Origin of the sequence: Mesorhizobium australicum WSM2073, from assembly GCF_000230995.2 — a bacterium.
Lineage (GTDB): Bacteria > Pseudomonadota > Alphaproteobacteria > Rhizobiales > Rhizobiaceae > Mesorhizobium > Mesorhizobium australicum.
The window spans coordinates 4,889,894-4,916,214 of the sequence record NC_019973.1; the positions used below are offsets into that span (position 1 = coordinate 4,889,894).

The following is a 26,321-nucleotide window of genomic DNA, read 5'->3' on the forward strand; positions in this document are numbered from 1 at the left end:
CAGCGCCGAGGCGCAAATCAGGTTCCAGCCTGCTGGCCGGGGCGTTTGTCCACTCTGGGGAAGATGAGGCGAAAACGTCCGGACCAGCGCGAGGCTAGCCAATAATGCAAATGCCACAAATGGCGAAAGACGTTTTCATCGGCGGCTTTATCGCCCTGACCAGTGTTGCCGTCAAGTCGCGGATCCCGGGAAAAAGGTAGCGAGGGCTGGCAAACGCATCGCCCGGTCACGCGGAATCAGTCAGTGAAACATTTTATTAAACATGTCGGCACAGTCATGAAACATTCGCCGGCTAGATCACCACGCGTCACGATTTGGTCGGAATCAACCAGCAAACGCAGACACGGAAATGTTACCAGGGAAGAGAAACATGCCTCGAAGCAAGCAGGAAGCCAACCGCGCCAAGCAACCGGCGCTGGCCAACCACTATCGCGCAATCGGCCCGGCCGCCATCGTCGCTGCCCTTCTTCACACCGCCAAGAAGAAGAAGCCGGCGCAGAAGATCGTGTCGCCTCGCGCTGCCTGAGATGACGCGGCTGGCGCAATCGCCGACGATGAGGGCGAGAACAGGCGTCCTGAACTTAGACTTCGACCGGCTTCGCTAGAACAGCGTCATCTGACTGTCGTCCGCGCTAGGTTTCTGGCGCCTGACCTTCTCGGGTTCCGGCCCGATTTCGCCCCTCTCTTGAATCTCCGGTCCAGTGTTGGCAACCTTGTTGACGAGGTCGGAGACAGGGATCGCCTCGAAGAAATCGGACTGCGCCGGCCGCAGCAAATCGACGACATCGCGCGGTTCGAGCGTGCGGCAATCCAGCCAACGGGCAAAGTCAGAAATATCGACCACCACCGGCATTCGGTCATGGATATGGGCGATATCGGCGTTGGCGTTGACGGTCAGGATAGCGCCGGTGTCCATCTCCGAGCCACCGGGCTCGGCATAGGTTTCGATCAGACCTGCAAAGGCGATCAACCCGCCATGCCTGGGCCGGATCCAATAGGGTTGCCCCTTCTTGCCTCCGGCCTGCCGCCATTCGTAGAAACCGGATGCTGGCACCAGCGCGCGGCGATGGCGCATGGCGGCCTTGAACGAGGCCTTCTCGATCGCACCTTCGGAGCGCGCGTTGAACAGCAGCGGAAACTCCCTGGTGTCCTTCACCCAAGCTGGGATCAGGCCCCAGCGCACCAGCATCGGCTGCCGGTCCGGCAGATTGGAGCCTGGGGCTCGCGGCACGCCAGCGGTCACCATCAGGACCGGCTGTGTCGGTGCGATGTTGTAGCGGGCCGGGAAATCCTCCAGCTCCGCAAGGCCCAGCAAGGCAGCGGTCTGGTCCGGCGTGGCGGTCAAGGCAAAACGTCCGCACATGATCGATTGTGTCTTTCGAATAGTTCGGTGTTGAAAGTGGCGATCGAACCGGCGTTGCGCAACCGCTAAAGCTTGCCCATGCTGCCGGTCCACAAAAGAGCTGTCTCAAATGAGTTGATCAGGGATCGATGAACACAGCACGCAAGGTACTTCCGGCCGTCTCGGTAGCCGTCGTGCGCGGCGACACCGTACTCTTGGTCAAGCGGGCGCGTTCGCCCTCGCAAGGGCTCTACGCTTTTCCTGGCGGTAAGGTCGAAGCCGGCGAGACGCTGGAGGACGCGGCACGGCGTGAACTGATGGAAGAGACCGGCTTGCGCGCCGCCGGCTTTCGCCCGCTTCGGGAAATCCACATCGACGGCAGGTTAGACAGCCATCCGATCGATTATCTCCTCACGGTCTTCGGCGCCACCTATGCCGGTGGCGAGGCCGAGGCCAGCGACGACGCCGAGACAGCCGCCTTCTATACACTCAAGGAGATGACCCTGCTGCCGCTCGCGGGCTCGGTGTTCGCGGTCGCCGAGGAACTCCTCGGTCCCGTTCAAGCCCGCTGACGCAGCACTGAAAAACCGCCTTGCAGGCGACAAATTGTTTCGTCACAAGGCTTATGTTGTCTCGCCAGCCACGACGTCTCAGGCCATCAGGCAGACCACAAGGCCTAAGCCGTCAGGCAGAGAAGGTTTATGAACCGTCCGTCAGTGCTCCTTGCCATTTGCCTTGCCGTCAGCGCGGTCGTCCCGGCGCGGCCTGCCTTCAGTGCCGAGTCGCCGTTCGAGCCGGGGCTGATGCGATTGGCGGAAGTTCTCGGGTCGCTGCATTTCCTGCGCAATCTGTGCGGGGAGAAGGGCGACCAGTGGCGTGGCGAGATGGAAAAACTGCTCGATTCGGAAAACCCGGACCCGGAGCGCCGCGCCCGCTTCATCGCCAGCTTCAATCGCGGCTACCGTTCCTTCGGCACTTACACCCAGTGCACCGCTTCGGCCACTGAAGCCATCAGCCGTTACATGAAAGAAGGCGAGACGCTGTCGCGCGATATCGCCTCGCGGTATGGCAACTGAGCATTCATCAACAGATATCAGGCCCGCCGCCAGGGATCTCGATATATCCGGCTTGTCGCCGCCCACATCTTGGTGCAATTCTGATGTTGCACTTCTGCAACAGCGTTAATCAAACGTTATCACGCGAAGGCGCAATTAACTCAAACTGAAGGTTTTCGCCCCGCAGGCCAGGCTAATCGGCTAAGTTTGATCCGGGTTGAAACGCAGCTTCGCCAAACACAGTTGGCCCCTGTAAATGACGATCAAAAAAATGTCGTATTTACAGATACTTACTTGAAGCTGCCTATGAATGGAACAGATCAAGCCTGATCCACACTGATGGGTTGCCGCTTGGAAGGGTGGACATCGCTTATGGAACATGCTGCCAACGACATCGACGCGCTGGTCAGGGAAGAGAAGCGCCTGACGGCGGTTGAGAGCCACAGCGAAGCCTGGGCGGAAGGCCTCTCGGCCGGCATTGAGCCAGAAATCATCGCCGAGGCGGCCCTTGAGACGGCATTCGGTGAAATGTTGCGCGCCAACGGCGAAACCTCGGCCCTTGCCCTGCTCGACCGCATGCGCGAGAAGGTGATCGCAGGCGCCTTCGAACCTGAGCGGCTGCGGCACTGAACCGATATCAGGTTCTCTGACGATCGAATGCCGTTCGGGCGTCATGCCCGGAAGTAGGGAGATACGGGCAGTGAATTTTCCGATGTCAGGCAAGCCGAAGGGCTTGGGCCTCTACATCCGCCTCGCTGCTTGCTGTGCCGCGGTTACCTTCACGACTTGCCTGGCCAGCAGTCCGGCTCATGCGCTGAGCGAGATCAAACGCGAAGAGCTCCCCGCTCCAGCCACACCGTCGGACGACGATGTTTCGCCGCCCGGAAGCACGATTCCCATGCCTGACCCGGTGGGAACGCCGCCTTCGACAAGCCAGCCGGCCGCTCCCGACGCCGCTGAGCCGGACAGCCCATCGGATGGCGGCAGCAACAGGCCGCGTGTCGATCCCGAGGCACCTCTGCCGGAAGTCGTCTATGATCTCGGCAAGCTGCCCGAGCCCGTGCGGCGCATGCATGACTTGATCATCGAGGCCTGCAAGAGCGGTGACATCGAGAAGCTCAGGCCTTTGATCGGCAAGGGCGACAGCATGACCCAGCTGTCGCTGGCCGACATCGACGGCGACGCCATCACCTTCCTCAAGGGGCTGTCCGGCGACCCTGATGGCCAGGAGATCCTGGCCATTCTGGAGGAAGTGCTTTCCGCAGGCTACGTCCATGTCGATGCAGGCACGCCACAGGACCTCTATGTCTGGCCGTATTTCTTCGCGCTGCCGCTGGACAAGCTCGACGCCAAGCAACGGGTCGAGTTGTTCAAGATCGTCACCGCCGGCGATTTCGACGACATGAAGCAGTTCGGAGCCTACATCTTCTATCGCGTCGGCATTACGCCAGCCGGGCAATGGACCTTCTTCGTCGCCGGCGACTGAAGGCCCCCTGGTTGCGCCAGGATGCGAACAGCATCGTGGACGATGTTGCTATTTGAGCGGGCCGGCAGGTTTTGCACTGACGTCGGCATCCGGGCAAATGCGAATGCTTTCGTTTCGAAGAATCGAAATAGCACCGCTAGCGCACGCGACGTGTCCGGATTGATGTTGCAGATACGATGCAAAAAACAGCCCGGGAGGACAATTCAGCCGGCAGTCAGAAGGATACCTGACCGAATTCCCTGGCGAGATTCTGGATAAGCAATTTCTCGCGCGTCGTAAGCCGTGTCTGATCGACAAAGCGCCAATTGCGCTCGTACAACGCAAATGCTTCGTTGGCCGGGATCAGTCGCGCGACATCGCGATTCCACAGGAGCGCTTGCAGCTCTGGAAACTCGGCGGGGTCAATCATAGGCGCGACATGTGTCCGAATGATGCCTTGAACATAATGCGGAACGCTTAAAAATCAAAGACGTGACGCACAGCCACAGGTGGCTAACCCGGCAGCGCCTCGGAAAACTCCACCGCCGTGCCCTGGCCTGGCGTCACGATTTCGCCGTCCCACATAATGCGCTGACCGCGAATGACCGTGCCGACCGGCCATCCCGTGACCTGCTTGCCGTCATAGGGGGTCCAGCCGGCTTTCGTGCCGGCCTGCGCGTTGGTGATGGTCTCGCGCCGCTTCATGTCGACAATGGTGAAGTCGGCGTCATAGCCGGCGGCGATGCGGCCTTTTCTGGCCATGCCGAAGATGCGCTGCGGGCCATGGCTGGAGAGATCGACGAAGCGCTGCAGGCTCAGCCGGCCGGCGTTGACATGGTCGAGCATGATCGGCACCAGCGTCTGCACGCCGGTCATGCCCGACGGCGAGGCCGGATAGGGTTTTGCCTTCTCGGCCAGCGTGTGCGGCGCGTGGTCGGAGCCGAGCACGTCGACGATGCCTTGCGCTATGCCAAGCCAGACGCCGTCGCGATGGCGTTTGTCCCGCACCGGCGGGTTCATCTGGATCAGCGTGCCAAGCCGCGCATAGTCGTCGGCGCTCAGCGTCAGATGGTGCGGCGTGGCTTCACAGGTCGCAACATCCTTGTGCTGTTCGAGGAACAGGATCTCCTCGGCGGTCGAGATGTGCAGGACATGGATGCGGGCACGAACGGCGCGCGCGATGCGCACCAGCCGCTCGGTGCAGCGCAAGGCGGCGATCTCATCACGCCAGACCGGATGCGATGACGGATCGCCCTCGACGCGCTCGTCCAGGCGCTCGCGCAGCCGGAACTCGTCTTCCGAATGAAAAGCGGCGCGACGGCGGGTATTCCTCAGGATCGAGGCGACGCCTTCATCGTCCTCGACCAGCAGGTCACCGGTGGACGATCCCATGAAGACCTTTATTCCCGCAGCCCCCGGCAAACGTTCGAGCTCGCCGACGTCCCTGGTATTGTCGCGAGTACCGCCAACCCAGAAAGCAAAATCGCAATGCATGCGGCCGCTGCCGCGCCGGACCTTGTCGGCAAACGTTGCCTCGCTGGTGGTCAGCGGATTGGTGTTGGGCATTTCGAACACGGCGGTGACACCGCCCAGCACCGCGGCCCGCGAACCCGTTTCCAGGTCTTCCTTGTGTTCCAGTCCCGGCTCACGGAAATGCACCTGGCTGTCGACGACACCGGGCAGGATATGCAGGCCCCGGCAGTCGATCGTCTCGCCAGCCGATGCCTGGCGCAGATCGCCGATCGCGGCGATGCGCCCGCCCTTCACGCCGATGTCGCGTGGCCCCTCGCCGTCATGATTGACCACTATGCCGCCTGTCAGGATGAGGTCGTAGGTCATGGTGATGCTCTCTTGCGGGGGGAGTGTCAGCGGCTTACGTAATGGCCAACCGTTTTGCAAGATCAGGCTTTTAATCCGCCCCATGCCCTTTGCCCTGCTGAAAGACCGCGCGCTCATCACCGTCTCCGGCCCGGATGCCGAGCATTTTCTGCAGAACATCCTGACCACCGATCTCGATACGCTTGGCAATGGCGAGGCAAAGCCGGGCGCGCTTTTGACGCCGCAAGGCAAGATCCTGTTCGACTTCCTGATCTCACGGGCAGGCGAAAACGCCTTCCGCATCGAATGCCGTGCCGATATTTCAGACGATTTCATTCGCCGGCTGATGCTCTACAAGCTTCGCGCCAAGGTCGAGATTGCGAAGTCGGGACAGGCACTTGTCACTGTCGCCTGGGGAAAAGAGTCAATCGCCTCAGAAAGTGATTCAACCGCGCTTGCCGACAGGCGCTTTGGCGACGAAGGCGTCACGCGCTTCCATGCCGGCACCGCGGACGGTGGCGACATTGGCGCGTGGCAGGCCTTTCGCATTGCCCACGGCGTCGCCGAGAGCGGGGCCGACTATGCACTTGGCGATGCGTTCCCGCATGACGTGCTGCTCGACGAAATGGGCGGCGTCGGCTTCAAGAAGGGCTGCTATGTCGGCCAGGAGGTCGTCTCGCGCATGCAGCATCGAGGCACCGCCCGGCGGCGCGTGCTGATTGTCCAGGCTGGGCTTCCCCTGCCCTCTGCGGGTGCCGAGCTAACCGTCGGTGGGCGGCCGGTCGGCACGCTCGGCTCGAGTGCTACCGTGACAGGGCTCGCCATCGCCCGCATCGACAGGGTGAAGGCGGCGCTCGATGCCGGCCAGCCGATCCTGGCGGGTGACGTACCGGTGACGCTCATCATCCCCAGTTGGGCCAAATTCAGCTTTCCGCAGGAAATCGCCGGCGCGGAGGAAGCCTGATGGCGGCAGACCGCGCCGGTGCGCCGCCACGGGCATGGCAGCGTATGCTGTCCGGCCGCCGGCTCGACCTTCTCGACCCTTCGCCGCTCGACATCGAGATCTCGGACATCGCCCATGGGCTTGCCCGCGTCGCCCGCTGGAACGGCCAGACCAGCGGCGAGCACGCCTTTTCGGTTGCCCAGCATTCACTGCTGGTCGAGGCACTGTTCAACGAGCTGGTGCCCAAGGCTTCGGCCGACGACCAATTGGCGGCGCTGCTGCACGATGCGCCCGAATATGTCATCGGCGACATGATCTCGCCATTCAAGTCGGTGATGGGCGGCAGCTACAAGGACTGCGAAGTGCGCCTGCAGCGCGCCATCCATCTGCGCTTCTCGCTGCCGCCGGAACCGGGTGCGATCCTGCGCAAGGAGATCAAGCGCGCCGACCAGATCGCCGCCTATTTCGAGGCGACGCTGCTTGCCGGGTTTTCGACCGCCGAGGCGACCGAGTTCTTCGGCCGGCCGCGCGGTTTTTCCGCCGAGCGCTTCGACTTCGCGCCACGCTCGGTGACCTCAGCGCAGAATGCGTTCCTGAAGCGGTTTTCGGCGATCGAGAAGTCGCGGCATCACGTTCCGACGTCCGCGCTAGGATAGAAAACGCTAAATTAACCGGAAGCGTCAACAGTGTGGTGTTCGATCAAGCATCGCAGGGGCGCCTCATGCCCGTCGTGGATGTCAAGGGTGGTTCGGTCGTCCCGGAACGGGCGGCCGGAGGCATGGAACACCCGCGCCGCATGCAAGATGAGCTGCGCGAGCAGAACGAACGCTTTTCAGCTGCTGTCGAAAACATGTCGCATGGCCTGTGCATGTTCGACGCCGACGAGCGCATGATCATCTGCAACGGCAATTATATCAACATCTTCCGGCTCGACGCCAAAGTGATACGGCCAGGCATTCGCTTCGTCGACATCCTGCGGCACAGCGTCGATATCGGGGTTGCCTCGCAAAGCGCCGAAGAACTCTACGCCATCCGCAAGCCCTATATCGACCAGGCAAAACCCTCAACTTACGAGGAGACGCTGTCTGACGGCCGCATCATCAACATCTCGCACCGTCCGCTTGCCCTGGGTGGATGGGTTTCGATCTACGAGGACATCACCGAAAAGCGGCGCGCCGAGCAGGATCTCAAGGAGCAGCATCGCCGTTTCGACGCGGCACTCGCCAACATGTCGCAGGGCCTGCTGATGTACGACGCCGACGGCAAGATGATTGTGCGCAACAGGCGTTTTCTGGAGCTCTACAACGTCACTGCGGAGGACTTCCCGCTTGGAACGACGCACCGCAACGCGCTCGAACGATTGCTGGAACTCGGCATCTACATGAAGATCGACGTCGACAGCGAAGTCGCCAAAACCGAAGCCTGTCTGGCGGCGGCAAAGACGCATTCGGCCTACCGGCATCTGACCGACGGCAGGACGGTTCTGGTCACACGCCGGCCGATGAGCGGCGGCGGCTGGGTGGTGACTTTCGACGACGTGACCGAGCGCCGCCGGACCGAAGAGCGCATGACCCATCTTGCGCATCACGACACGCTGACCGGACTGCCCAACCGCTCGATGTTTCGCGAACGGCTGGATCTTGCGCTGGAGGACGCGGCAGCGAAGCCGTTGGCGATCTTCTCGCTCGATCTCGACCGCTTCAAGGCGGTCAACGACACCTGGGGACACCCCGCAGGCGACTGGCTGCTGAGAAGCGTAGCCGAGAGGTTGCGGCATTGCGTCCGCAACGAAACAGACATCGTCGCCCGCTTCGGCGGCGACGAGTTCGTCGTCATGCAGTTCCATTTCAAGGGCATTGGCGATGCCGAAAAACTGGCAAAGCGCATCGTCGAAGCAATCGCAAAACCATTTAGAGACAAGAGCCGGGACATGCATGTCGGCATAAGCATGGGCATTGCCGTTTTTCCCGACGACGGCAGGGACGCCGACACGCTGCTGAAAAACGCGGATACGGCGCTCTACCGGGCGAAGAGCGAAGGACGAAACCTGTATCGCTTCTTCGAGCCCGGAATGGATGCTGTCGTGCAGGCCCGCAGGGCGCTTGAAGTGGACCTCGAGGCAGCACTGCCGCGCCAGGAGTTCGATCTCCATTTCCAGCCCATCATGAACATCACGTCCGGCGAGATCACCGGCGCGGAAGCGTTGATGCGCTGGCATTCGCCAGGGCGTGGCACCGTCGCGCCGGACGACTTCATTCCGGTCGCCGAAGAGACCGGGCTGATCGTGCCACTCGGCGAGTGGGCGCTGAGGAAAGCCTGCGCAGAGGCCGCAAGCTGGCCACCCGGCCTACGCATTGCGGTCAATGTCTCGGCCGTGCAGCTCAAAAGCAACGGGTTTGCCCGCGGGGTGATCTCGGCGCTGGCTTTTTCCGGCGTTCCAGCTGGACGGCTGGAGCTGGAGATCACCGAAACCGTGCTGATGGACGAAAGCAAGGCCGTGCTGAAAACGCTGCGCCAGTTGCGTGAGCTCGGCATCCGCATCGCCCTGGACGATTTCGGCACCGGCTATTCCTCGCTCGGCTACCTCAGGCGTTTTCCGGTCGACAAGATCAAGATCGACCGATCATTCATTCGCGACATGGGCAACCGCGACACGGCGGCCATCGTTCGGACCATCATCGGGCTGGGTGCCGAGCTTGGTATCGTCGTCACGGCCGAAGGCGTCGAGACGGAGGCGCAACTCGACATGCTGCGCGACAATGGCTGTGTCGAGGCGCAAGGCTATCTGATCGGCGTGCCGTCGAAGCCGGCCGACATCCAGCGCCTGCTGGAGTCGCGTGCGACACGCAGCCAGACCGGCTGATGGCGTCAGCGCAAGTCAGCGCAGCGTTTCCAGGTATTTCTCATGGAAGCTGACATAGCCGGGCTCGACCACCTTCAGATGCCGCTCGATCAGCGCATGAAACCGCGGCAATTGGTGAAACGGAACGCCGGGATAGGCATGATGCTCGGCATGGAACGGCATGTTCCAGGCGAGCTTGCGCACCCCCCAGCTGGTCAGCGTCGTCCTGGTGTTTTCCAGCATGTTGGCCACCAGCGGGCAACGACCGTGCTCGGCCAGCAGATAGAGGCGCAGGAATGGCTGTCCGAGCAGAGCGGGAATGATCCAGACATAGAAAAGCACGGTGAGCCGGAAATAGACGGCGAGCAGAATGAGGACAGCGTAGAAGGCAATCATGGCGCGCGCCTCGGCCCGCACCTTGCGTCGGCCTTTCAGCGGTACATAGCTCTCCTGACTACCGCCAATCGCATTGGCGTAGAGTGTCTTGAGATGGCCCCACCACACCGGAAGCCCAGAGACGTGGACAATGTATTGCCGCAGGGTTTCGGGCTTCGGGGAGGCAAGCTCGGGGTCGTTTTCGGGATCCTGCGTGTACCGGTGGTGAGCGAAATGGAAGTAGCGGAACCAGTCGGCCGGCAGCGCGATGGCCAGGCTGCACAGCCGCGCCACGCCGTCGTTCAGCCACTGTGTTTCGAAAGCCGTGCGGTGCGCCGTCTCATGCAGCAGCGTGAACAGGAACACGATCAGGATGCCTTGCGGCAGCATCAGCAACGGCCAGAATGGGACCTCGGCCGCGATCAGTGATCCAATGAAGATAATCGCACCCAAGTGAGTGCAGAGCTGGAACAGGCCCGCAACATCGGACTTGGCCGTCAGGCGATTGCGCTCTTCCGGTGTCAATGAGGCGATAATGTCGCGATGGTCCATCGGCTTCGATCCAGGCTGAAGAATGATGAAGCCATTCTAGTCGACGAAAAAGCTTTCCAGAAACGACGATTTCTGCGATTTAGATAAGCTTACCTTACCTATCTAGCGATCATGGCCACATTCCCATCCCTGAAAGGACTTCAGGCTTTCGAGGCCGCGGCGCGCACGGGCAGCTTTACCGCGGCGGCGGAAGAGCTTTCGGTTTCGGCCGCCGCCGTCAGCCAGCTTATCCGCACCGTGGAGGTGCAGATGGAACGCAAGCTGTTTCACCGGATCAACCGCCGCGTTGTCCTCACCGAGGCCGGCGTGGAAATGCTGCCTCGGCTGACCGTGGCCTTCCAGGAGATCGGCAGCGTCTCGCGCGAACTGGGCGCCGATGCATTCCGCCCGCGCCTGGTGGTGTCGGTGCCGCCATCCATGGCCATGGGCTGGCTCTCGCAGCGCCTCGCCGGCTTTGTCGCAAGCCACGGCGCCGCCGACATATCGCTCCGGGGCGATGACGACCCGGTGTCGTTCGACCGCGAGTTGATCGACATCAGGCTTTCCTATGGTCCGCATTATCGCGAGCACCCGACCGAGGAGATCGCCAGGGACGCCGTCTATCCCGTCTGCGCGCCAGGGCTTGCCGGCATCACCAAGGCGGGCGGCGAGCCGCTCGCCGGGCTGCCGCTCATCCACACCGACTGGGGGCCGACAGGCGCATCGTTTCCGTCCTGGCCCAACTGGTTCGAGGCCGAGGGTGCTCACCCTGGCCGAGCGGCACGGCGCGGCCTTTCGGCCAATTCATCGCGCGCGGCCCTCGACCTCGCCATTTCGGGGTTGGGGGTGGCGCTGGCGCAAGGGGTCTATTGTGCCGAAGCGGTGGAGGACGGCAGGCTGGTCCGGCCGGCCGGCGGCGCGATTGCATTGCGCCAGCCCTATTGCCTGACGGTTCCAGAGCGAAGCGCAAGCCGCGATGTCGTGGCCGCGTTCCGCGATTGGCTGGTCAACCAATGCCAGCGCGCGGTTGGCTCGCCGGCGCTGCGCTGACCTGGAGGGGATGGTCAGAGGTGCCCGCTCAAGACCGCCACCATGTCCTTGCTGGTCGCCACGGGCACGATCTCGAACTCGACCAGATCAGCCCATTCGACGACCCAGCGCTGCAGCGACGTGACGTCATCGGTCTCCACCAGCGGGAAACAGCGGCTCATGTCAGCCGCGATCCAGCTGTGATGCACGACAGCTCCTCCGGCTTCAGGCGGCCGCGGTCGCGCGGAACCGGCGGTAGATTTCCTTGCGGTCGCAGCCGGTGAAATCCTCAATGACGATGAACTGCATATTTCCCCTCGGATGATTACCGCCCCGGCCGGTCGAGCCGCTCCAGGAACCACTGCGTCAGCCGCACCCAGACCTCGTCCTTCTCGCCGGAATCTTCCCAGCCGTGATCGAGGTTTGGATTGTCGTTGACCTCGATGACGAAGACGCCGTCCTTGGTCTCCTTGAGGTCGACGCCGTAGAGGCCGTCGCCGATGCAGCGCGCCGCCTTGACGGCGGTCTCGACGACATGGGCCGGCGTCTCCTTCAGCGTGAAGGTCTTGATGCCGCCCTGGTCGGGCTTGCCATTGGCCTTGTGGTTGACGATCTGCCAATGTTTCTTGGCCATCAGATAGTGCACGGCAAACAGCGGCTGGCCACCGAGCACGCCGACACGCCAGTCATATTCGGTCGGGATGAATTTCTGCGCGATGAGAAGGTCGGAATCCTCCAGCCATTCGGTCGCGAGCCGCGTCAGTTCCTCCAGGGTCTCGCATTTCTTGACGCCGCGCGAGAAGGACGAATCGGGGATCTTCAACACTAGGGGAAAACCCAGCGTCTGTGCGGCCAGTTCGAGGTCAGAGGTGCCGGCGATCATCACCGTCGGCGGCACCGGCACCTTGTTGTAGGCCATCAGTTCGTTGAGATAGACCTTGTTGGTGCAGCGGATCATGGACAGCGGGTCGTCGATGACCGGCATGCCTTCCTGCTGGGCGCGGCGAGCGAAGCGGTAAGTATGGTTGGAGATCGAGGTGGTCTCGCGGATGAACAGTGCATCGTAATTCGCGAGCTTGGCCAGATCTTTTCTGGTGATCGGCTCGATTTCGACCCCCATCTTTTCGGCGATCTTGGCCCAGTAGCGCAGCGAAGAGATTTCCGAAGGCGGCAATTCCTCATGCGGATCGACCAGCGTGGCGAAGGTGTAGCGCGCCGGCGTGCGGCCCTTGGTGTCGCGCCACTCGCGGTTGGTGTAGGTCTCCAGGCACTGGATGAAGCTTTTTTCCTCGTCCTCCGTCATCCGAGCCAGGGGGTGGAAGCCGATCTTGCGGATCGAAGCCCATTCGGCGCTGTCCTTGATATGCACTTCGAGCGCCGGCGCCCGGAACCAGTCGAACAACAGCTTGGCGAAACGGTCCCAGACCTTGGACGGGCCGATGCCGAAGAAGATGCAGACCTTCGCCGGAAATACACCGCCGAGATCCTTGCGGCATTTGTTGAGCGCCAGTTCCAGTTCCGGCAAGGCGTGCTCGTAGAGCTTGCGCTCCGACAGGTCGATCATCGTCTCCACGGTCGGGATGACCTTGTGGCCGCGCGAACTCGCCAGCAGCGAGGCATAGTAGCCGCGGCTCTGATAGCCGTAGTTGTTCGACAGGTTGATGACTTTAGGCCGCTGACCGCGAAACAGCGAGGGATGCGCGAGATAGTCGCGATTGGTGATGATCTTGTGCGGCGTCGCCACCTGGTCGAGATCGCTCTGCCTGCCGGTAAGAATGACCCAGGTCATTATCTCTTTCCCAAAGTGATGGCGGCACGCAGTCCGTCGCGGCCGAACTGCGCCATGTTCATGAAGATGCCGTAAGGCACGGGAATGTTGGCGGCATCAAGGATGGTTTCCTGCCTTTCATCCTCGACCCACGGATCGTGGATCAGAATATGATCGCCATCATCGCCGATGGCCAGCACCCAGTGCGGCACCTTCTTGCCGAACATCAGGAAGCCGCTGATCAACACCAGCACCAGTTTGCCCCCGGCGAGAGCCGCCCTGATATCGTCGATGGTGAATGGACGGTAATTCACCGGGATGCCGTAAAGTTCCGCGCGGCGGCGAAAGTCGACCTGTGCCAGTTCCATGACCCGGCGCTTGTCCTCGCTGCGCACCGACTGCAGGAACAATGCGCCGTAGAAGGAAACGTAAATCTCCGCCGCAAGCCCGCTTTCGTAGCCCGAGACAGCCAGGCCGAATGGTTCGCAGCCGCCCGGTCCTGACATCATGAAGACGGTCGTCGCCTCGCGCCAGAGTCGGATTTCCATCACCGGGTCGGGCACGAAGCCACGATCGAAATTGGCCATGGCCATCATCAGGCAGCATGGACCGCAGGTGAACTCGCAGGTCTGCTGATAGAATGGCACCCTGGTGGCGACCGCAAGGTCGCCGCGCAGGGTTTTTTCATAGCGCAGTGCCGTCGCGCCGTCCTCGTAGTAACCGGGCTCGCGGCCGATCTTGCGGTAGCCGGCCTGTTCATAGATGCTGATGGCACGGCCATTGTCCTCGCGCACTTCGAGACGCAGCATCATGCGGTCGTGTTCGAAGGCTGCCTCTTCGGCCGCGGCCAGCAATTGCCGGCCTATGCCGAGCCCGCCGAAAAACGGTCCGACGGCGATCGAATAGAGCCGTGCGACCCCACTGCCCTTGCGAAACAGCACGATCGCATAACCGCCGACGCGGCCATCGATTTCGGCGACCAGCGTCTCGGCGGTCTCGCGCTCGATGAACAGGCGGAAGGAGCGCCGCGAAATGCGGTCGCTCGAGAATACAGCTTTCTCGATGGCGGCGAGGTCATCGACGTCAGACGCGCGGGCCGTGCGGATCTCGGCAGGCATGCGGCTTGAGAAAACCTCGATTGCGTTGCGGCAACGTCCCCGGTCGAAAAGCGTCGCAAACACCGGCCGAAGCGCCGGTATTCATCAAGCGCTATCGCTCCTTGATTAGGGCCGAATTGTGACACTTTCCGCGACGGCAGGGAAGCTGACAAGCTTTGAACGGAATCGCTGTTTTCATGCCAGCCGACCGCGCAAGATCGCAGCCGGCTCAGCTGGAGAGACCGGCCAGAAGCTGGCCATACGCGCTCTTGGCCACGGCCGCCAACTGCTCGCGCGGCAGCGAACCAACGACGGCACAGCCATAGCCTTTATCCAGCCAGTAGACGGCCTGCGGACCGTCCTGCGCCGAAGCATAGGTGCCCTTGGCATTCTCGGTCGATTCCGCCGTCACGAAGAGGGATATGCGCTCGCCCTTGTCGTCTTCGTAGAGCAGCATCGCGGCCTTGCTTTCCCCCGCCGGCAGCAACCGGCCGCCAACCAGTTGGAAGCCGTTCGCGCTCAGGTCCGGTGCCACCAGTTTCAGGCCGACCCGACTGGACAGCCAGGTCTGCAGATGATCCTTGTCGCTGGCCGGCACTTCCACCGCGTGCCGCTTCTCGGCGGCATAGATGACATGGGCGGCGATCGCTTGTTCGGCGAGCTGATCCTCCGCCGGATCCTCCTGCCCGATCCCTCCGATACCCGCAAAGTAGCCGCCAAATCCGCCCGTGGCGAGAAGCACGGCCGCGGCGGCGGCAAGCCACCAGCGTGAGCGTCGCACTGCTGCCTTAACAGGCGCTTCACCGAGCACCACCTTGCGCAAGCGCACTGGCACCACCTCGTCCAGCACGCCGACGAAGGCCGAGCGCAACGCCTCCCGGTCGGCGGTGAAGCGGGCGCTCCTGGCCTTCATCTCGGGATTGGCGTCGAGCCAGGCATCGTAGGCGGCGCGCTCATCGGCCGGCAGTTCGCCGTCGAGCGCCATATGGATGTCCCGTTCGGAAAAATCGCGGCGGATCATTTCTCGACGATCCTTATGGCGCGGCGGCGCGCTGTGTCGTCCAGCAGCCCGCGCAATTCCTCACGCCCCCGCGCGATGCGCGACATCAGCGTGCCGGCGGGAACATCCAGAATGTTGGCAGCCTCGGCATAGGAAAAGCCTTCTATGGCAACCATGACGATGGCCGCGCGGCGATCGGGGCTGAGCGCCTGCAACGCGTCGATGATCTCGCGCGAAGCGATGCCCTCCAACTGTTCGGGCGGCTGGGCAACCGCCTCGCCCGCCTCCAGCGGCAGCATCGCCGCTTCGCCGCGGCGGTTCACCTTGCGCATCTGGTCGATGAACAAATGATGCATGATCGTAAACAGCCACCTCCTGGGGCTTTCTCCCGTCTGCCAGTTGTCGAGCCGCAACAGCGCACGCTCGAGGCAGTCCTGAACGAGGTCGTCGGCAGCATCACGGCCGCGCAGAAGCGAGCGTGCGTAGCGGCGCAGGCGCGGTATTTCACCAAGGATTGCTGCCTTTTTTTCGTCCATGACCGCTGGTTCTGAGGTCGCCCTTGTTGATCCGATAGAACGCGCCTTCCCGGCACGGCGCAAGCAGCCAGCGCGAAGCGGTCCACCGCTCCGGTCACCCAAGCAATGAGATAACGCCGGCGGATGCCGGTTTATTCCCGCGCAGCGTTGAATTCCGACTATTATTGTTCGCCGGCCGGCAATTTCTCCTTTGCCGCCCGCGTCAGCAGCCGCTGGTAGAACAGGCCGATGCCGATCAGAACGGCGCCGAGCCCGATAAAGGACAGCGCCCTGAGCACACCTTCCAGTTCCGACATGTCGAACAGGAAGACTTTCAGGACGGCCACCGCGATCAGCGCGGCGGAGGCGATGCGCAGCACCTGCGATTTCAGCCAGACGCCGGCGGTGAGCAGCGCCACGCCGATAACCAGCCAGAGCGCCGAATAGGTATAGGTCTCCAACTGCCCAAGGCCGCTCCACATGCCGATGAACTCGCCCTTGAACAGGCGCCTGACCGAAAGCGTGGCATAGGCGAAGGCAAGCAGCGCCGCCATCAGCGCCAGCATGGCCGAATACCATTTCGGCCGCTTGCCCCTGCTATAGAGCGCCAGACCACCGGCGGCGACGGCCGGCAGGAGATAGGCGAGGAACAAGAGGTTGAAGACTGGTATCCGGCCGGTCGATTCGTCCGTGAACAACGGATTGAGCACCAGAAAATGCTGGATGACGATGAAGGCGGCCGAGAGCACGCCCACCGCCATCGAACCATAGCGCAGCACCGAGCTTGGCGAGCGCCTGTCGATGGCGATCAGGATGGCGCCGGCACCGACGGCGATCAGCGTGTAGATCGCCTGTTCGGCGAGCGTCGGCGCATCGCTGTTGATGACGCCGCCATGCATTGCGTGACGCACCAGCATGGCGAGCGTCAGCAGCGCAAACAGTGCCGCCGCCGCTTCCATGGCCAGGCGTGGACGGCCATCGGTGGTGCGGGCGAGTTGCCAGGCCGCGAAGCCGAAGGCGAGCGCCGGCACGCCGTAGCCCGGCAGCAACCAGTTGAAAACCGGTGTCGTCGACAGGAATTCGGCGCCGACGATCGTCGGATCGACGGCGGCGCGGCCAAGCACCGCGATGACAGCGGCGACCGAAATCCAGCCGAGCACAGGATAGGAGCGCCAGCGCGTGGCGAGCGCCGGCACCATCGCGGCGGCACCAAGCAGGATGGTGGTCCAACCGGAATCAAAAGCCATATGCAGCATCAGGAGGCCGGCGACTGCCGCGCCGCCCAAAACAAACGACACTGCGGCTCCCCCCTTGAGCGGCGGTTCCTCAGCCCGCGCGATCCACTCGCCGCCGGCGGCGAAGACCAGGACCAGCAGGGCCGCGACGGCGGCATAGACAAAGTCGCGGTCGAGATTGCCGAAGGTGAACCAGAGCGCCAGCAGGACGACCAGCGGCACGATGACACCCCATGCAGCCCAAGAGGCTGCTCGGATCCGCGCCGTGGCGGCGAAGCGGCGCGCGGCCCACAAACCAGCGGCGACGAAAACAAGACCGAGACCAATACCGATACGCAAGCTCAGCGCGTCAGCGGTGGCCAAGGGCACCCCATCAACACCCAAAGCGCCGCCCGAAAAGTCGGAAGCGATAGACGTTGGCGGGATGATGCCGAGATAGATCAGCACCGTCACCAGTCCCGCGCCATAAAGCAGTGGCAGCGCCAGTGGGCGGTAGAGCGCGACCGCTATCATCACGACAAGCAGCACCGCGCCCGGCAAAGCATCACCGGCAGCGGCGAAGACCGGGTCAACCGAGAGGCCAAGCGCCGAGAAGGCGACGAACAGTCCAGGCACGATGGATGGCCAGTCGAAAGTCCCTGCTAGCCCGGTGTCGCCGCCACGGCTGCTCAGCCAGACAAGGGCAAGCACAGCCAGCGTTACAGCGTCGATGAGCAGTATGGCGGAGAAGTTCGCGCCCGGTGCGTCGGTCATGTAGAGGATGGTCCAGACGCCGGTACCGAAAAAAGCGGCCGCCATCAGCGTCTTCCAGTCGCGCATGCGGGCGATCACGCCAGTGGCGGCGAGCACGATGGCGAGATAGCCGAACAACGCCCACGGATTGGGCGCCTGCGAAGCGATCAGCACCGGCGTCACCATGGCGCCGACGAGACCGATGCCGGCCAGCGCCTGGCCATGGACGAGAGCGGCGGCAATGGTCGCAACGCCGATCGCACCGAGCAGCGTGAAGGCAAGCGCCGGGCCGATAAAGCCGTAAATGCCATGGGCGGCATAGACGGTGCCGAACAGGATGAAGGCGCCGGCCGCGGTCAGGATCGCCGGAATATAGGCGCCGGCAATACCTTGCACCGGTACCTTGAAGCCGGTGCGGCGAATGAACTCGCCGCCGGCGATCAGCACCAACCCGAGCACCGCCGCCATGGTGAGCCGCACGCCGGGTCCGAAAATGCCGGCCTCGATGGTGTAGCGGATCAGGAACAAGCCGCCCAGAGCCAGTGCAATGCCGCCGACCCAGACCGCCCAACGCGTGCCGAGCGCGGTTTCAACGTCGGACTGGCGAGCGGCTTTGGCGACCGCGGCCGGCGCGACCTCTGGCGTTTTCGGTGTGATCTCGGGGGCGCTCCAAGGGCCGGGCCCTCCGGCCGGGATTTCCGCCTCCGTGGCCTGTAGCGCGGGGGCCGGCTCGCCGGTTGCTGCCGGGGCGATGTCGGCAGGCCTGGCCACCGGAGCCGTGTCGGCCCTGCCCTGCGCCGCCTCCAGTTCCGACGGCTTGACCGTGGGCGATACCGCGCCCGAAAGCACGAGGCTGCGCAGTGCGCCAAGTTCGCGCTCGATCAGACCGATGCGGCCCTGCTGACGCGAAATGATGACGAACAAGGCAATGATGGCGACGAGGCCGATCAGGCTCTCAAACATGGCGGTTCCCCCAAACCAGGCCAGTTTTCACTGACGCTTCATGTCACTGACATTGAAATACGGCGGCTAAACGGCTGAAAATTCAACGTGCCGCCAGATTGGCGGCTGGAAATATCGAACATGTCTCGGTACCGAAAGCCAGCAGCTTGCCGCCGGCATCCTTCAGCGTCGCTTCCGAAACGGCAAGCGTGCGGCCCTTGTGAACCACCTTGCCTTCGCAGACAACCTCACCGGTCCTGGGCGTGATCGGCCGCGTCAGGTTCACCTTGAACTCCGCAGTCGTGTAAGCCTCGCCCTTGTCGAGCAGGGTCTGCACCGCGCACGCCAACGCTGAATCGAGCAGCGTCGCCGCCCAGCCGCCGTGAACGCCGCCCAGCGGGTTGAGGTGGCGTTCGTTCGGCACGCCCCGGAACACGGCGCGACCTTCCGATACTTCGGTCAACGCGAAGCTGAGCTGGAAGGAGATCGGTGGTGCCGGGTATTTGCCGTCGACGATTCGCTGCAGCAATTCCAAGCCGGTGTATTTCAGGATGTCGGCATGAGGAATGGTGCCGAGGCCGAGCGGCGAGACCCGGCCCGGATAGAGTTCGACTTCGCTCATCGGATGATTTCTCCGGCCGCGCTCTCTCCGGCGATGGGCTTCTGCGCTGCGTGGTGCTTGCGCAGTGCGGCCAGAAAGCCGGCGCGCGCATCGGGCTGATCGATGCCGCGCGGCTCGTAGACGTGACGGGTGAAGAAGAAGCCGGTCAGGCGGAAGGCGTCCGCGATCGCCGCATGATTGGCGCGCTGGCCGGAGCCGCGCTGCAGGAAGGCGGGCAGCACCAGCATCTTGTCGTGCCACGGCGCCCCGGCTTCACGCGACACCGCGCGCCCAGACTTAGGCGAGACATAGGCCAGATCCTGCCTCGTGCCGGTGGCGGCGCATTGGCTGAGATCGAGGCCAAAGCCGAGTTCATCGAGAACCAGGAGCTCGAAGCGCGCCACCAGTTCGCCGGCGGCATCTGCGTCGTCGAGATGAACGATCATCACCGAAAGCGCCTCGTAGAGGCCGGCATGGGCATCGCGCTCGGGCAGCAGGCGCAGATGCGCCGCCATCGTCTGAAGGCCGTAGACGGCAATGGCACTGTCCATCAGCCGGGCGGCGTTCATCTCGATGGCTTCGGCCTGGAAAGTGCCCAGGTGCTCGTCGAGGCGCGCGCGCCACAAGAGATCGACACGATTGCCTGGCTGGAGAACGGGCTGCTGCTTGCGCGAGCGGCCACCGCGCACGAGGCCGAGATGGCGGCCATGGGCGCGCGTCATCACCTCGAGAATGGCGCTGGTTTCGCCATGCCTGCGGGTGCCGAGAACGATTCCCTCGTCGCGCCATTCCATATCAGGAGCTTTTCACCGATCGGGTGGCGAAATCAAGGTATGGGTCTGGCGCCTGTGCCGGCTCTCGCAACGAGGCATAAAAAAGCCGCCCGCAGCACATCGCTGCGGGCGGTTGGTGAGGTCAGTCGATCCGTTAGAAGTTGCGCTGGAAGCGGATGATGCCGCCGACGCTGTCCTTCTTGTCGGCCTTGGACCAGTTGCCGTAGATGGATGGATTGCCGAAATTGCCGTAGTGATCCCAGTCGACTTCGGTCGTGACCGTGAAGCCCGGGACGATGGTGTATGCGACGTTCGCGGCGAGAGCATAGTTCTTGTCGTCGTCAGCCGAAGCCTGGACGTTGAACGAGGTCTTCTCGTTGAACTTGTAGGTACCGCCGCCCCAGACGGCCCAGTTGCCGCCCCACGGCTTGTACTGGCTGCGGCCATGTACGTCGATGGCATTGTGGGCGTCGTCTGTGAGGTTGTCGTCGGTGCCGTAGCCGCCCATGATGAACAGCGACAGTTCCTTGCTGACGTTGACATCCAGGCGAACCTTGCCGGCCACTTCCTCGTAGTTGCTGTCATAGGCGACAACACCGGTGATCGCGCCCCAGTCGCCCTTGTACTTCAAGCCGCCGACGACATGCGGAACATAGCTGTCGATGGTGTTGACGCCCGTGCCTTCTTCGAGCGAGACCACGCCCGTGAAGCCGCTGCCAGCGTCGAAATAGTACTGGACGACATTGGTGTCCTTGACGCCGTACGGGATGATCGTGTCCTGGATGACGTTGCCCGCGTAACCGATGAACTGGTCGTATGCAGTTTCATCCTTGCCGACGCGCAGGCCACCGAGCTGTATCCAGGCGAAGTTGAGGCTGGTGGTTTTGTTGCCGGCCTGCCAGGAGGTCGAGGAGCTTCCATCATAGTCGCCCGAGGAGTTGCCGAACTGGAAGCGGGTCTCGGTGAAGGTCTTCAACGTGCCGAGTTCGGTTTCCTGGCCGGTATACGTCCTCAGCGTGAAGCGCATGTTCTTGTAGTAGGTGTCGTGGTTTCCGCCGTCCATGTGATCGCCAACGTTGTTGACGCCATCCAGCGTGCCGGAATCGCCGACGCCGATGTCATAGCGGAGATAGCCGCCGATGCGCAGGCAGGTCTCGGTGCCCGGGATGTAGAAGTAGCCGGCGCCGTAGACGTCGCAGATCTTGACGTATTCGGCTGGTTCCGGTTCGGCGACGACAACCGCGTCCGCGGCGCGCGCGCCGGACACCGCGATCAAAGCCGCGGCTGAGCCGAGAAGGAGGCTCTTGATGTTCATTTTCTGACCTCTCCAGTCAAGTTTGAAAAAATGGCTTCTGAATTGTGGCTGGCGGATATGTTTTCCCGCCTCACCCCCACAATGAAAAAGGCCCGCACCGCGTCCCCTTTTCGCGGCGAACATACCCACCAATCGTCCACCTTCAATGACAATTCCATAAATGCGCTGGATTCTCGCTACAGATTAAATACGTGTTGCACAAATAACACTAATGAGATCTGGCTTGAATTTAAAATGGCACAAATGGAACATCGTCATATTTTTGTAACAAATAAGTGTATCCTTCTGCATAGACCAGTTTAGTCTATGAATTGCGGTCTTTTAAAACTATAAATCTAAAATAACTCGAGAAATTTGTGATTTCTGTCCTCGTATCGCTGTCGGCGCGAAAACAACACCGGCAGCGGCTCCAGATCACGGCGCGGAAAGCCGGCCTCAGCGCGCGTCGGCGCTTCGTTGGCGGCTTGCCAAGAATCTGAGTTGGTCTCGCGCCAATCGCGGGCCGCATGGTGGAGCCCGCGCTTCGCCTTAGTCTGCTTCCCAGCACCCCGGGCGGTTCGCGGTTCGCGTAAACCGCGACGTGCTCTACAGCACGTCGCGGCGAATCGGATTCGCCGACCTGCTGTAAGCTTCTGATTTTGTCGTTGTCCCGGAACCGAGGACACTTCCGGGCGACATGCATTAGCCTCACGCCCAATGCTTGTGGTCGGCCACCGCGCGATGGCGCGCCAGGATTTTTCGGCCTTAGCGGGGGAACTCCAGCCCCATCTCGCGGTAGCGCTCGGGATCATCGCCCCAGTTCTCGCGCACTTTCACGAACAGGAACAGGTGCACCTTCTGTTCCAGTATGCCTGATATTTCCATCCGCGCGGCCTGCCCGATGGCGCGGATGGTCTCGCCCTTGTGGCCGAGCACGATCTTCTTCTGGCTGTCGCGCTCGACAAAGATGGTCTGGTCGATGCGCACCGAGCCGTCCTTTTTCTCTTCCCATTTCTCCGTTTCGATGTGCGAGGAATAGGGCAGTTCCTGATGCAGCCGGAGATAGAGTTTCTCGCGTGTGATCTCGGCTGCCAGCTGGCGCATCGGCAGGTCCGAAATCTGGTCTTCCGGATAGTACCAGGGGCCGGCCGGCAGCGCCTGCGCCAGATAGTCGAGGAGGTCCTTGCAGCCGGAACCGGTCAGCGCGGAGACCATGAAGGTGCGCTGGAACGGCACTTTCTCGTTCGCTGCCGCAGACAGGGCCAGCAGCGCCTCGTGCTTGACCCGATCAACCTTGTTGAGAATCAGCACCATCGGTTGGCGCACGTCCTTCAGCCGTTCGAGGATGGCGTCAGCATCGCCCCTGATGCCGCGCTCGGCGTCGATCAGCAGCAGGACGATATCGGCGTCCTTGGCGCCTCCCCAGGCGGTGGTCACCATCGCGGTGTCGAGCCGCCGCTTGGGCTTGAAGATGCCCGGTGTGTCGACAAAGACGATCTGCGCGTTGTCGTGCGTGGCGATGCCGCGCACGATGGCGCGTGTCGTCTGCACCTTATGGGTGACGATCGAGACCTTGGCGCCGACCAGCTGGTTGACCAGTGTCGACTTGCCCGCGTTAGGCGCGCCGATCAGCGCAACGAAGCCGGAGTGCGTGACGGGAGCGGCTGCAGTGTCTTCTGCGGTCATGCCGCGCTCCCTTTATTGGCCCACACGCCTTCGCGCACGAGAAATGCCGAAGCCGCCGCTTCTTCAGCCGCCCTGCGGGAGCCGCCGGTACCGACGGAAGGTGCAAAGCCGCTAACCTGCAAAGAAATAGTGAAGACCGGCTGATGGTCGGGCCCTTCGCGTTTTTCGATCACATATTCGGGGCGCGCGTCACTCGTCTTGGCAATCCATTCCTGCAAATCGGATTTCGGATTACGTGGCTTCGTCACAACCGTGCTCGAACGTGGCTCCCAATAACGCAGAACGAACCGCCGCGCGGCGTCGATACCACCATCGAGATAAACGGCCGCGATTAGGGCTTCGACGGCATCAGCCAGATAATTTCCGCCGGAGCCGCGCGATCGCGTCTTCAAGGCGGCGTCGGCCCGGACCAGATTCTCCAGCTGCATCTCGATGCCGACTTCCGAGCATGTCTTTGCATCGACCAGCGCATTGAAACGGGGCGCGATTTCACCTTCCGGTGCATCAGGGAATTTCTCGAAAAGCATCTCGGCGACGACAAGACCAAGCACGCGGTCGCCAAGGAATTCAAGACGCTGATTGTTGCTTGCCGCCTTGACCGCGCTGGAATGCGTCAAGGCGGTCTCAAGTAAGCGGATGTCCCTGAAAACATGGCCGGTCCTGGCCACCACCAAACCGGCCAGAGTCTCGCCTGTCGGGCGCTTCAAGGCCATCAGTTGACGAAGTGGAACAGGCGCGAAGCGCGCATCAGCGACGGCCATTTCCAGATTTCGAGCGGGCTAGCCTTGCCGGCGATCGAGAAGAAGACAAGGTTGGCGCGGCCGACCAGGTTCTCGGCCGGAACATAACCGACGGTGAAGCGGCTGTCGGCGGAATTGTCCCTGTTGTCGCCCATCATGAAATAGTGGCCGGGGGGCACGTCGAATTCGCGGGTGTTGTCGCCAATCGAGTTCGGCGACAGGTCGAGCGTGTCATAGCTGACACCATCGGGCAGCGTCTCGCGATAGACGTCGATCGGATAATCCTTTTCCGTGATGTCGGGATTATCGATCTGGCCGGTCTTGACGCGCGGCACGCCAACGCCATTGATGAAGACTTGGCCATCCTTCATCTGGATCTTGTCGCCGGGCAGGCCGATGACGCGCTTGATGTAGTCGACGGACGGATCAGGCGGGAACTTGAACACCACCACGTCGCCACGCTTGGGCTCGGAGCCCCAGATGCGGCCCGAGAAAATGTCCGGTCCAAAAGGCAGCGAATAGCGTGAATAGCCGTAGGACCATTTGGTGACGAACAGATAGTCGCCTTCCAGAAGCGTCGGCCGCATCGAGCCCGACGGGATCGAGAACGGTTGGAACAGCAGCGTGCGAATGACCAGGGCGAGCAAAAGCGCCTGGACGATGACGCTGACGGTTTCGCCAAGCCCGCCGGATTTCTTCTGAAATTTTTCAGCCACGCTCATGTCGTCCTCGATTGTGCGTTGGATGGTATAGAGTCTCGGCGCGCGCTGGGCAACGTCCCATGCCGGTCGTCAGATGCAATCAATGTGGCGCTTCTTCGACCGGTAACGCCTCTATGATCACAAAGGCTTGAGCGAGCGGGAAATCATCCGTGATGGTGAGGTGGATCGCCGCCCGATGACCTTGAGGCAGGATCTTTTCCAGCCGCGCCAGCGCCCCGCCGGTCAGCGCCATCGTCGGCGCACCGCTGGGCAGGTTGACGACACCCATGTCACGCCAGAAGACCCCTTGTGCCAGACCAGTGCCCAGTGCCTTGGCGCACGCCTCCTTGGCGGCAAAGCGCTTGGCGTAGGAAGCTGCGCGGGCGCGCCGGTTCTCCGAACGCGCCTGTTCCACCTCGGTGTAGATCCTCTGGATGAAGCGCTGGCCGTGACGCTCCAGCGATTTCTCGATGCGTGTGATGTCGATCAGGTCGCTGCCGATGCCGATGATCATTGGGCGGCGGAACCGACGCTTCCGCCGGGATGAGGCGAATGCTCACGGCGTCTCGCGCGCTCGGCCAGCCGCTTGCGCCGCTGTTCGCGGAAGACATTCATGCCCCAGCGCGTGATGCCGTAGAACACCAGGCCGAACACCAGCCCGAGCGGCACCGCGCCGATCAGCATCGGCTCCAGGACGGGATGCCATAGTTTGGCGAAGGACAGCGTGTGCAGCATCTCGCCCAGATGCGCCGGCGGACCGTGTGTCGGCAGGCGATCGTGCAGGATGAGCTTGCCGGTTTCCCAGGATGCGCCCCACAAGAGCGGAAAAGTCAGCGGATTGCCGAAGAATACGGCTCCGAGAGCGGCGGCCACCAGATTGCCGGCGATCACCCAACACAGAACGGCGGCAATGATGAAGTGGAAACCGACGGGGAAGAACGAAGCAAAGACACCCGCGGCGACGCCGGCCGCCACCGCATGCGGGGTGGCCTTCAGCCGCAGAATGCGCTTGGAGAAATATTGAAGCGAGCGCGAAAACGAACGGCGCGGCCATAGATAGGTACGCACTCGCTCGAAAAGGCCATCAGGCTTGCGGCGACGAAAAAGCACTCTCTTCCTATTCCCGACAGTTCACAGCTTACACGCCGGCTGTTTCCAGCCAGGCTTCGACCGCCACATCTTGCGCTTTACGGTCGCCAGAAGGCAATCGCGACTTTGATATAGCCATCCGCAAGCCCAACAACAACCGAAGGCCGTACGCTCAGCGTCCGCAGCGCCAGATTTTTGGTCAGATCCATCTTCTCCACATCGGACAATCGCGGCGAATTTGAGAAGTGGTTTCGGCTAATTGTCGCAGCCGGATGACCGATATGCGGCCAGGGGTTCCTGCCGGCTTCGACAAGGGCACCATCCGTGGCCGAGACGATATCCTTCCGGCGCGGTGCCTACTTCAGATATTCGCTGACCTCGACCAGATTGTCGTCGGGATCGCGGAAATAGACCGACATCATAGGTCCTCGCGCGCCGATGCGCTCAACCGGACCGACTTCGATGGCAACGCCGTCGGCCGCGAGGCCGGCCTGGATTTCGGCGAGAGGCACCGCCGACACGAGGCAGAAATCGCCAGAACCCGGCGTCGGCGTCCTTGCCTTTGGCTCGAAAGTGCGGCCGACTTCGTGCAGGTTGATCTTCTGCGAACCGAACAGAAGCGCTGTCGGCCGGTTCGGCTGATCCAGGCGCCGCATGCCAAGCACGCGCCGGTAGAAGTCGCAAGTCGCTTCAACCGAGCGGACCGTCAGCACGAAATGGTCGATGCCGGCGATCATTTCGACCTCCC

At 62.3% G+C, this 26,321-nt stretch carries 28 protein-coding genes; 9 read left to right on the forward strand and 19 right to left on the reverse strand.

The genetic code is table 11. The features are described from left to right. The first annotated feature begins 370 nt into the window (after positions 1-370). Complete coding sequence (locus MESAU_RS30460) at positions 371-526, forward strand: hypothetical protein (RefSeq protein WP_015318552.1); 156 nt, start codon at positions 371-373, stop codon at positions 524-526. A gap of 75 nt (positions 527-601) precedes the next feature. Here the strand turns inward: MESAU_RS30460 and MESAU_RS23675 are convergent, their stop codons facing one another. Further along, on the reverse strand, positions 602-1,363 hold the full coding sequence (locus tag MESAU_RS23675) for an SOS response-associated peptidase (RefSeq protein ID WP_015318553.1): 762 nt from the start codon (positions 1,361-1,363) through the stop codon (positions 602-604). A gap of 128 nt (positions 1,364-1,491) precedes the next feature. Here MESAU_RS23675 and MESAU_RS23680 point away from each other — a divergent pair, with 128 nt between their 5' ends. The 4 genes from MESAU_RS23680 to MESAU_RS23695 all read left to right on the forward strand — a co-directional run bounded on the left by MESAU_RS23680 (position 1,492) and on the right by MESAU_RS23695 (position 3,883). Next, positions 1,492-1,914, forward strand: a complete 423-nt coding sequence (locus tag MESAU_RS23680; protein ID WP_015318554.1) for an NUDIX hydrolase — start codon at positions 1,492-1,494, stop codon at positions 1,912-1,914. 129 nt (positions 1,915-2,043) lie between these two features. Beyond that, positions 2,044-2,418 (forward strand): TIGR02301 family protein, encoded by a 375-nt coding sequence (locus MESAU_RS23685; protein WP_015318555.1) that lies wholly within the window; start codon positions 2,044-2,046, stop codon positions 2,416-2,418. A gap of 351 nt (positions 2,419-2,769) precedes the next feature. Continuing rightward, positions 2,770-3,027, forward strand: a complete 258-nt coding sequence (locus tag MESAU_RS23690; RefSeq protein ID WP_015318556.1) for a hypothetical protein — start codon at positions 2,770-2,772, stop codon at positions 3,025-3,027. Between the two features lie 70 nt (positions 3,028-3,097). Beyond that, positions 3,098-3,883: a hypothetical protein gene (locus tag MESAU_RS23695; protein ID WP_015318557.1), complete on the forward strand. Its 786-nt coding sequence runs from the start codon at positions 3,098-3,100 to the stop codon at positions 3,881-3,883. Positions 3,884-4,097: 214 nt separating this feature from the next. Here the strand turns inward: MESAU_RS23695 and MESAU_RS23700 are convergent, their stop codons facing one another. Further along, complete coding sequence (locus MESAU_RS23700; RefSeq protein ID WP_015318558.1) at positions 4,098-4,292, reverse strand: hypothetical protein; 195 nt, start codon at positions 4,290-4,292, stop codon at positions 4,098-4,100. 83 nt (positions 4,293-4,375) lie between these two features. After that, entirely contained in the window at positions 4,376-5,701 is a 1,326-nt protein-coding gene (locus tag MESAU_RS23705) for a dihydroorotase (protein ID WP_015318559.1), read from the reverse strand. 82 nt (positions 5,702-5,783) lie between these two features. Between MESAU_RS23705 and ygfZ the strand changes: the two genes are divergently transcribed. From ygfZ to MESAU_RS23720, 3 genes are all read left to right on the forward strand, one after another. Beyond that, positions 5,784-6,644: a CAF17-like 4Fe-4S cluster assembly/insertion protein YgfZ gene (gene ygfZ / locus MESAU_RS23710; protein ID WP_015318560.1), complete on the forward strand. Its 861-nt coding sequence runs from the start codon at positions 5,784-5,786 to the stop codon at positions 6,642-6,644. Continuing rightward, a complete protein-coding gene (locus MESAU_RS23715) occupies positions 6,644-7,279 on the forward strand; it encodes an HD domain-containing protein (protein ID WP_015318561.1) in 636 nt (211 codons plus the stop codon). The genes ygfZ and MESAU_RS23715 overlap by 1 nt, the downstream gene beginning before the upstream one ends. A 65-nt stretch (positions 7,280-7,344) precedes the next feature. Next, positions 7,345-9,486: a putative bifunctional diguanylate cyclase/phosphodiesterase gene (locus MESAU_RS23720; RefSeq protein WP_015318562.1), complete on the forward strand. Its 2,142-nt coding sequence runs from the start codon at positions 7,345-7,347 to the stop codon at positions 9,484-9,486. 15 nt (positions 9,487-9,501) lie between these two features. On the opposite strand, the gene MESAU_RS23725 is transcribed toward MESAU_RS23720, so the two are convergent. Continuing rightward, positions 9,502-10,392 carry a fatty acid desaturase family protein gene (locus tag MESAU_RS23725; protein ID WP_015318563.1) on the reverse strand — a complete coding sequence of 297 codons (891 nt, stop codon included), beginning with the start codon at positions 10,390-10,392 and terminating at the stop codon, positions 9,502-9,504. Positions 10,393-10,503: 111 nt separating this feature from the next. On the opposite strand from MESAU_RS23725, the gene MESAU_RS23730 reads away from it, so the two are divergent. Continuing rightward, positions 10,504-11,421, forward strand: coding sequence for a LysR substrate-binding domain-containing protein (locus tag MESAU_RS23730; protein ID WP_015318564.1), 918 nt, complete (start codon positions 10,504-10,506; stop codon positions 11,419-11,421). A 14-nt stretch (positions 11,422-11,435) separates the two neighbouring features. Here the strand turns inward: MESAU_RS23730 and MESAU_RS32515 are convergent, their stop codons facing one another. From MESAU_RS32515 to MESAU_RS23805, 15 genes are all read right to left on the reverse strand, one after another. Next, a complete protein-coding gene (locus MESAU_RS32515) occupies positions 11,436-11,609 on the reverse strand; it encodes a DUF3303 domain-containing protein (RefSeq protein ID WP_245262891.1) in 174 nt (57 codons plus the stop codon). Positions 11,610-11,725: 116 nt separating this feature from the next. Beyond that, complete coding sequence (locus MESAU_RS23740; protein ID WP_015318565.1) at positions 11,726-13,189, reverse strand: RimK family alpha-L-glutamate ligase; 1,464 nt, start codon at positions 13,187-13,189, stop codon at positions 11,726-11,728. Beyond that, positions 13,189-14,286 (reverse strand): peptidase C39 family protein, encoded by a 1,098-nt coding sequence (locus MESAU_RS23745; protein WP_015318566.1) that lies wholly within the window; start codon positions 14,284-14,286, stop codon positions 13,189-13,191. The genes MESAU_RS23740 and MESAU_RS23745 overlap by 1 nt, the downstream gene beginning before the upstream one ends. Positions 14,287-14,494: 208 nt before the next feature. Next, on the reverse strand, positions 14,495-15,286 hold the full coding sequence (locus tag MESAU_RS23750) for an anti-sigma factor family protein (protein WP_015318567.1): 792 nt from the start codon (positions 15,284-15,286) through the stop codon (positions 14,495-14,497). Beyond that, a complete protein-coding gene (locus tag MESAU_RS23755; protein WP_015318568.1) occupies positions 15,283-15,801 on the reverse strand; it encodes an RNA polymerase sigma factor in 519 nt (172 codons plus the stop codon). The genes MESAU_RS23750 and MESAU_RS23755 overlap by 4 nt, the downstream gene beginning before the upstream one ends. 161 nt (positions 15,802-15,962) lie before the next feature. Further along, positions 15,963-18,710, reverse strand: a complete 2,748-nt coding sequence (locus tag MESAU_RS23760; protein ID WP_015318569.1) for a DUF2339 domain-containing protein — start codon at positions 18,708-18,710, stop codon at positions 15,963-15,965. Positions 18,711-18,792: 82 nt separating this feature from the next. After that, positions 18,793-19,311 (reverse strand): PaaI family thioesterase, encoded by a 519-nt coding sequence (locus MESAU_RS23765; RefSeq protein WP_015318570.1) that lies wholly within the window; start codon positions 19,309-19,311, stop codon positions 18,793-18,795. Further along, positions 19,308-20,084: a DNA repair protein RecO gene (gene recO, locus MESAU_RS23770; RefSeq protein ID WP_015318571.1), complete on the reverse strand. Its 777-nt coding sequence runs from the start codon at positions 20,082-20,084 to the stop codon at positions 19,308-19,310. The genes MESAU_RS23765 and recO overlap by 4 nt, the downstream gene beginning before the upstream one ends. A gap of 133 nt (positions 20,085-20,217) precedes the next feature. Continuing rightward, the gene (locus MESAU_RS23775; RefSeq protein WP_015318572.1) at positions 20,218-21,378 is read right to left on the reverse strand and encodes a porin; all 1,161 of its coding nucleotides are present in this window, start codon (positions 21,376-21,378) and stop codon (positions 20,218-20,220) included. Between the two features lie 744 nt (positions 21,379-22,122). Beyond that, positions 22,123-23,043 (reverse strand): GTPase Era, encoded by a 921-nt coding sequence (era, locus tag MESAU_RS23780; RefSeq protein ID WP_015318573.1) that lies wholly within the window; start codon positions 23,041-23,043, stop codon positions 22,123-22,125. Continuing rightward, complete coding sequence (gene rnc, locus MESAU_RS23785; protein ID WP_015318574.1) at positions 23,040-23,756, reverse strand: ribonuclease III; 717 nt, start codon at positions 23,754-23,756, stop codon at positions 23,040-23,042. The genes era and rnc overlap by 4 nt, the downstream gene beginning before the upstream one ends. Beyond that, positions 23,756-24,505 carry a signal peptidase I gene (gene lepB, locus MESAU_RS23790; RefSeq protein ID WP_015318575.1) on the reverse strand — a complete coding sequence of 250 codons (750 nt, stop codon included), beginning with the start codon at positions 24,503-24,505 and terminating at the stop codon, positions 23,756-23,758. The genes rnc and lepB overlap by 1 nt, the downstream gene beginning before the upstream one ends. Positions 24,506-24,584: 79 nt before the next feature. After that, on the reverse strand, positions 24,585-24,998 hold the full coding sequence (gene acpS, locus MESAU_RS23795) for a holo-ACP synthase (RefSeq protein WP_015318576.1): 414 nt from the start codon (positions 24,996-24,998) through the stop codon (positions 24,585-24,587). Then, positions 24,995-25,594, reverse strand: coding sequence for a DUF2062 domain-containing protein (locus MESAU_RS23800; protein ID WP_015318577.1), 600 nt, complete (start codon positions 25,592-25,594; stop codon positions 24,995-24,997). The genes acpS and MESAU_RS23800 overlap by 4 nt, the downstream gene beginning before the upstream one ends. A gap of 335 nt (positions 25,595-25,929) precedes the next feature. Next, a complete protein-coding gene (locus tag MESAU_RS23805) occupies positions 25,930-26,310 on the reverse strand; it encodes a VOC family protein (RefSeq protein ID WP_015318578.1) in 381 nt (126 codons plus the stop codon). Between the last annotated feature and the right edge of the window lie 11 nt (positions 26,311-26,321).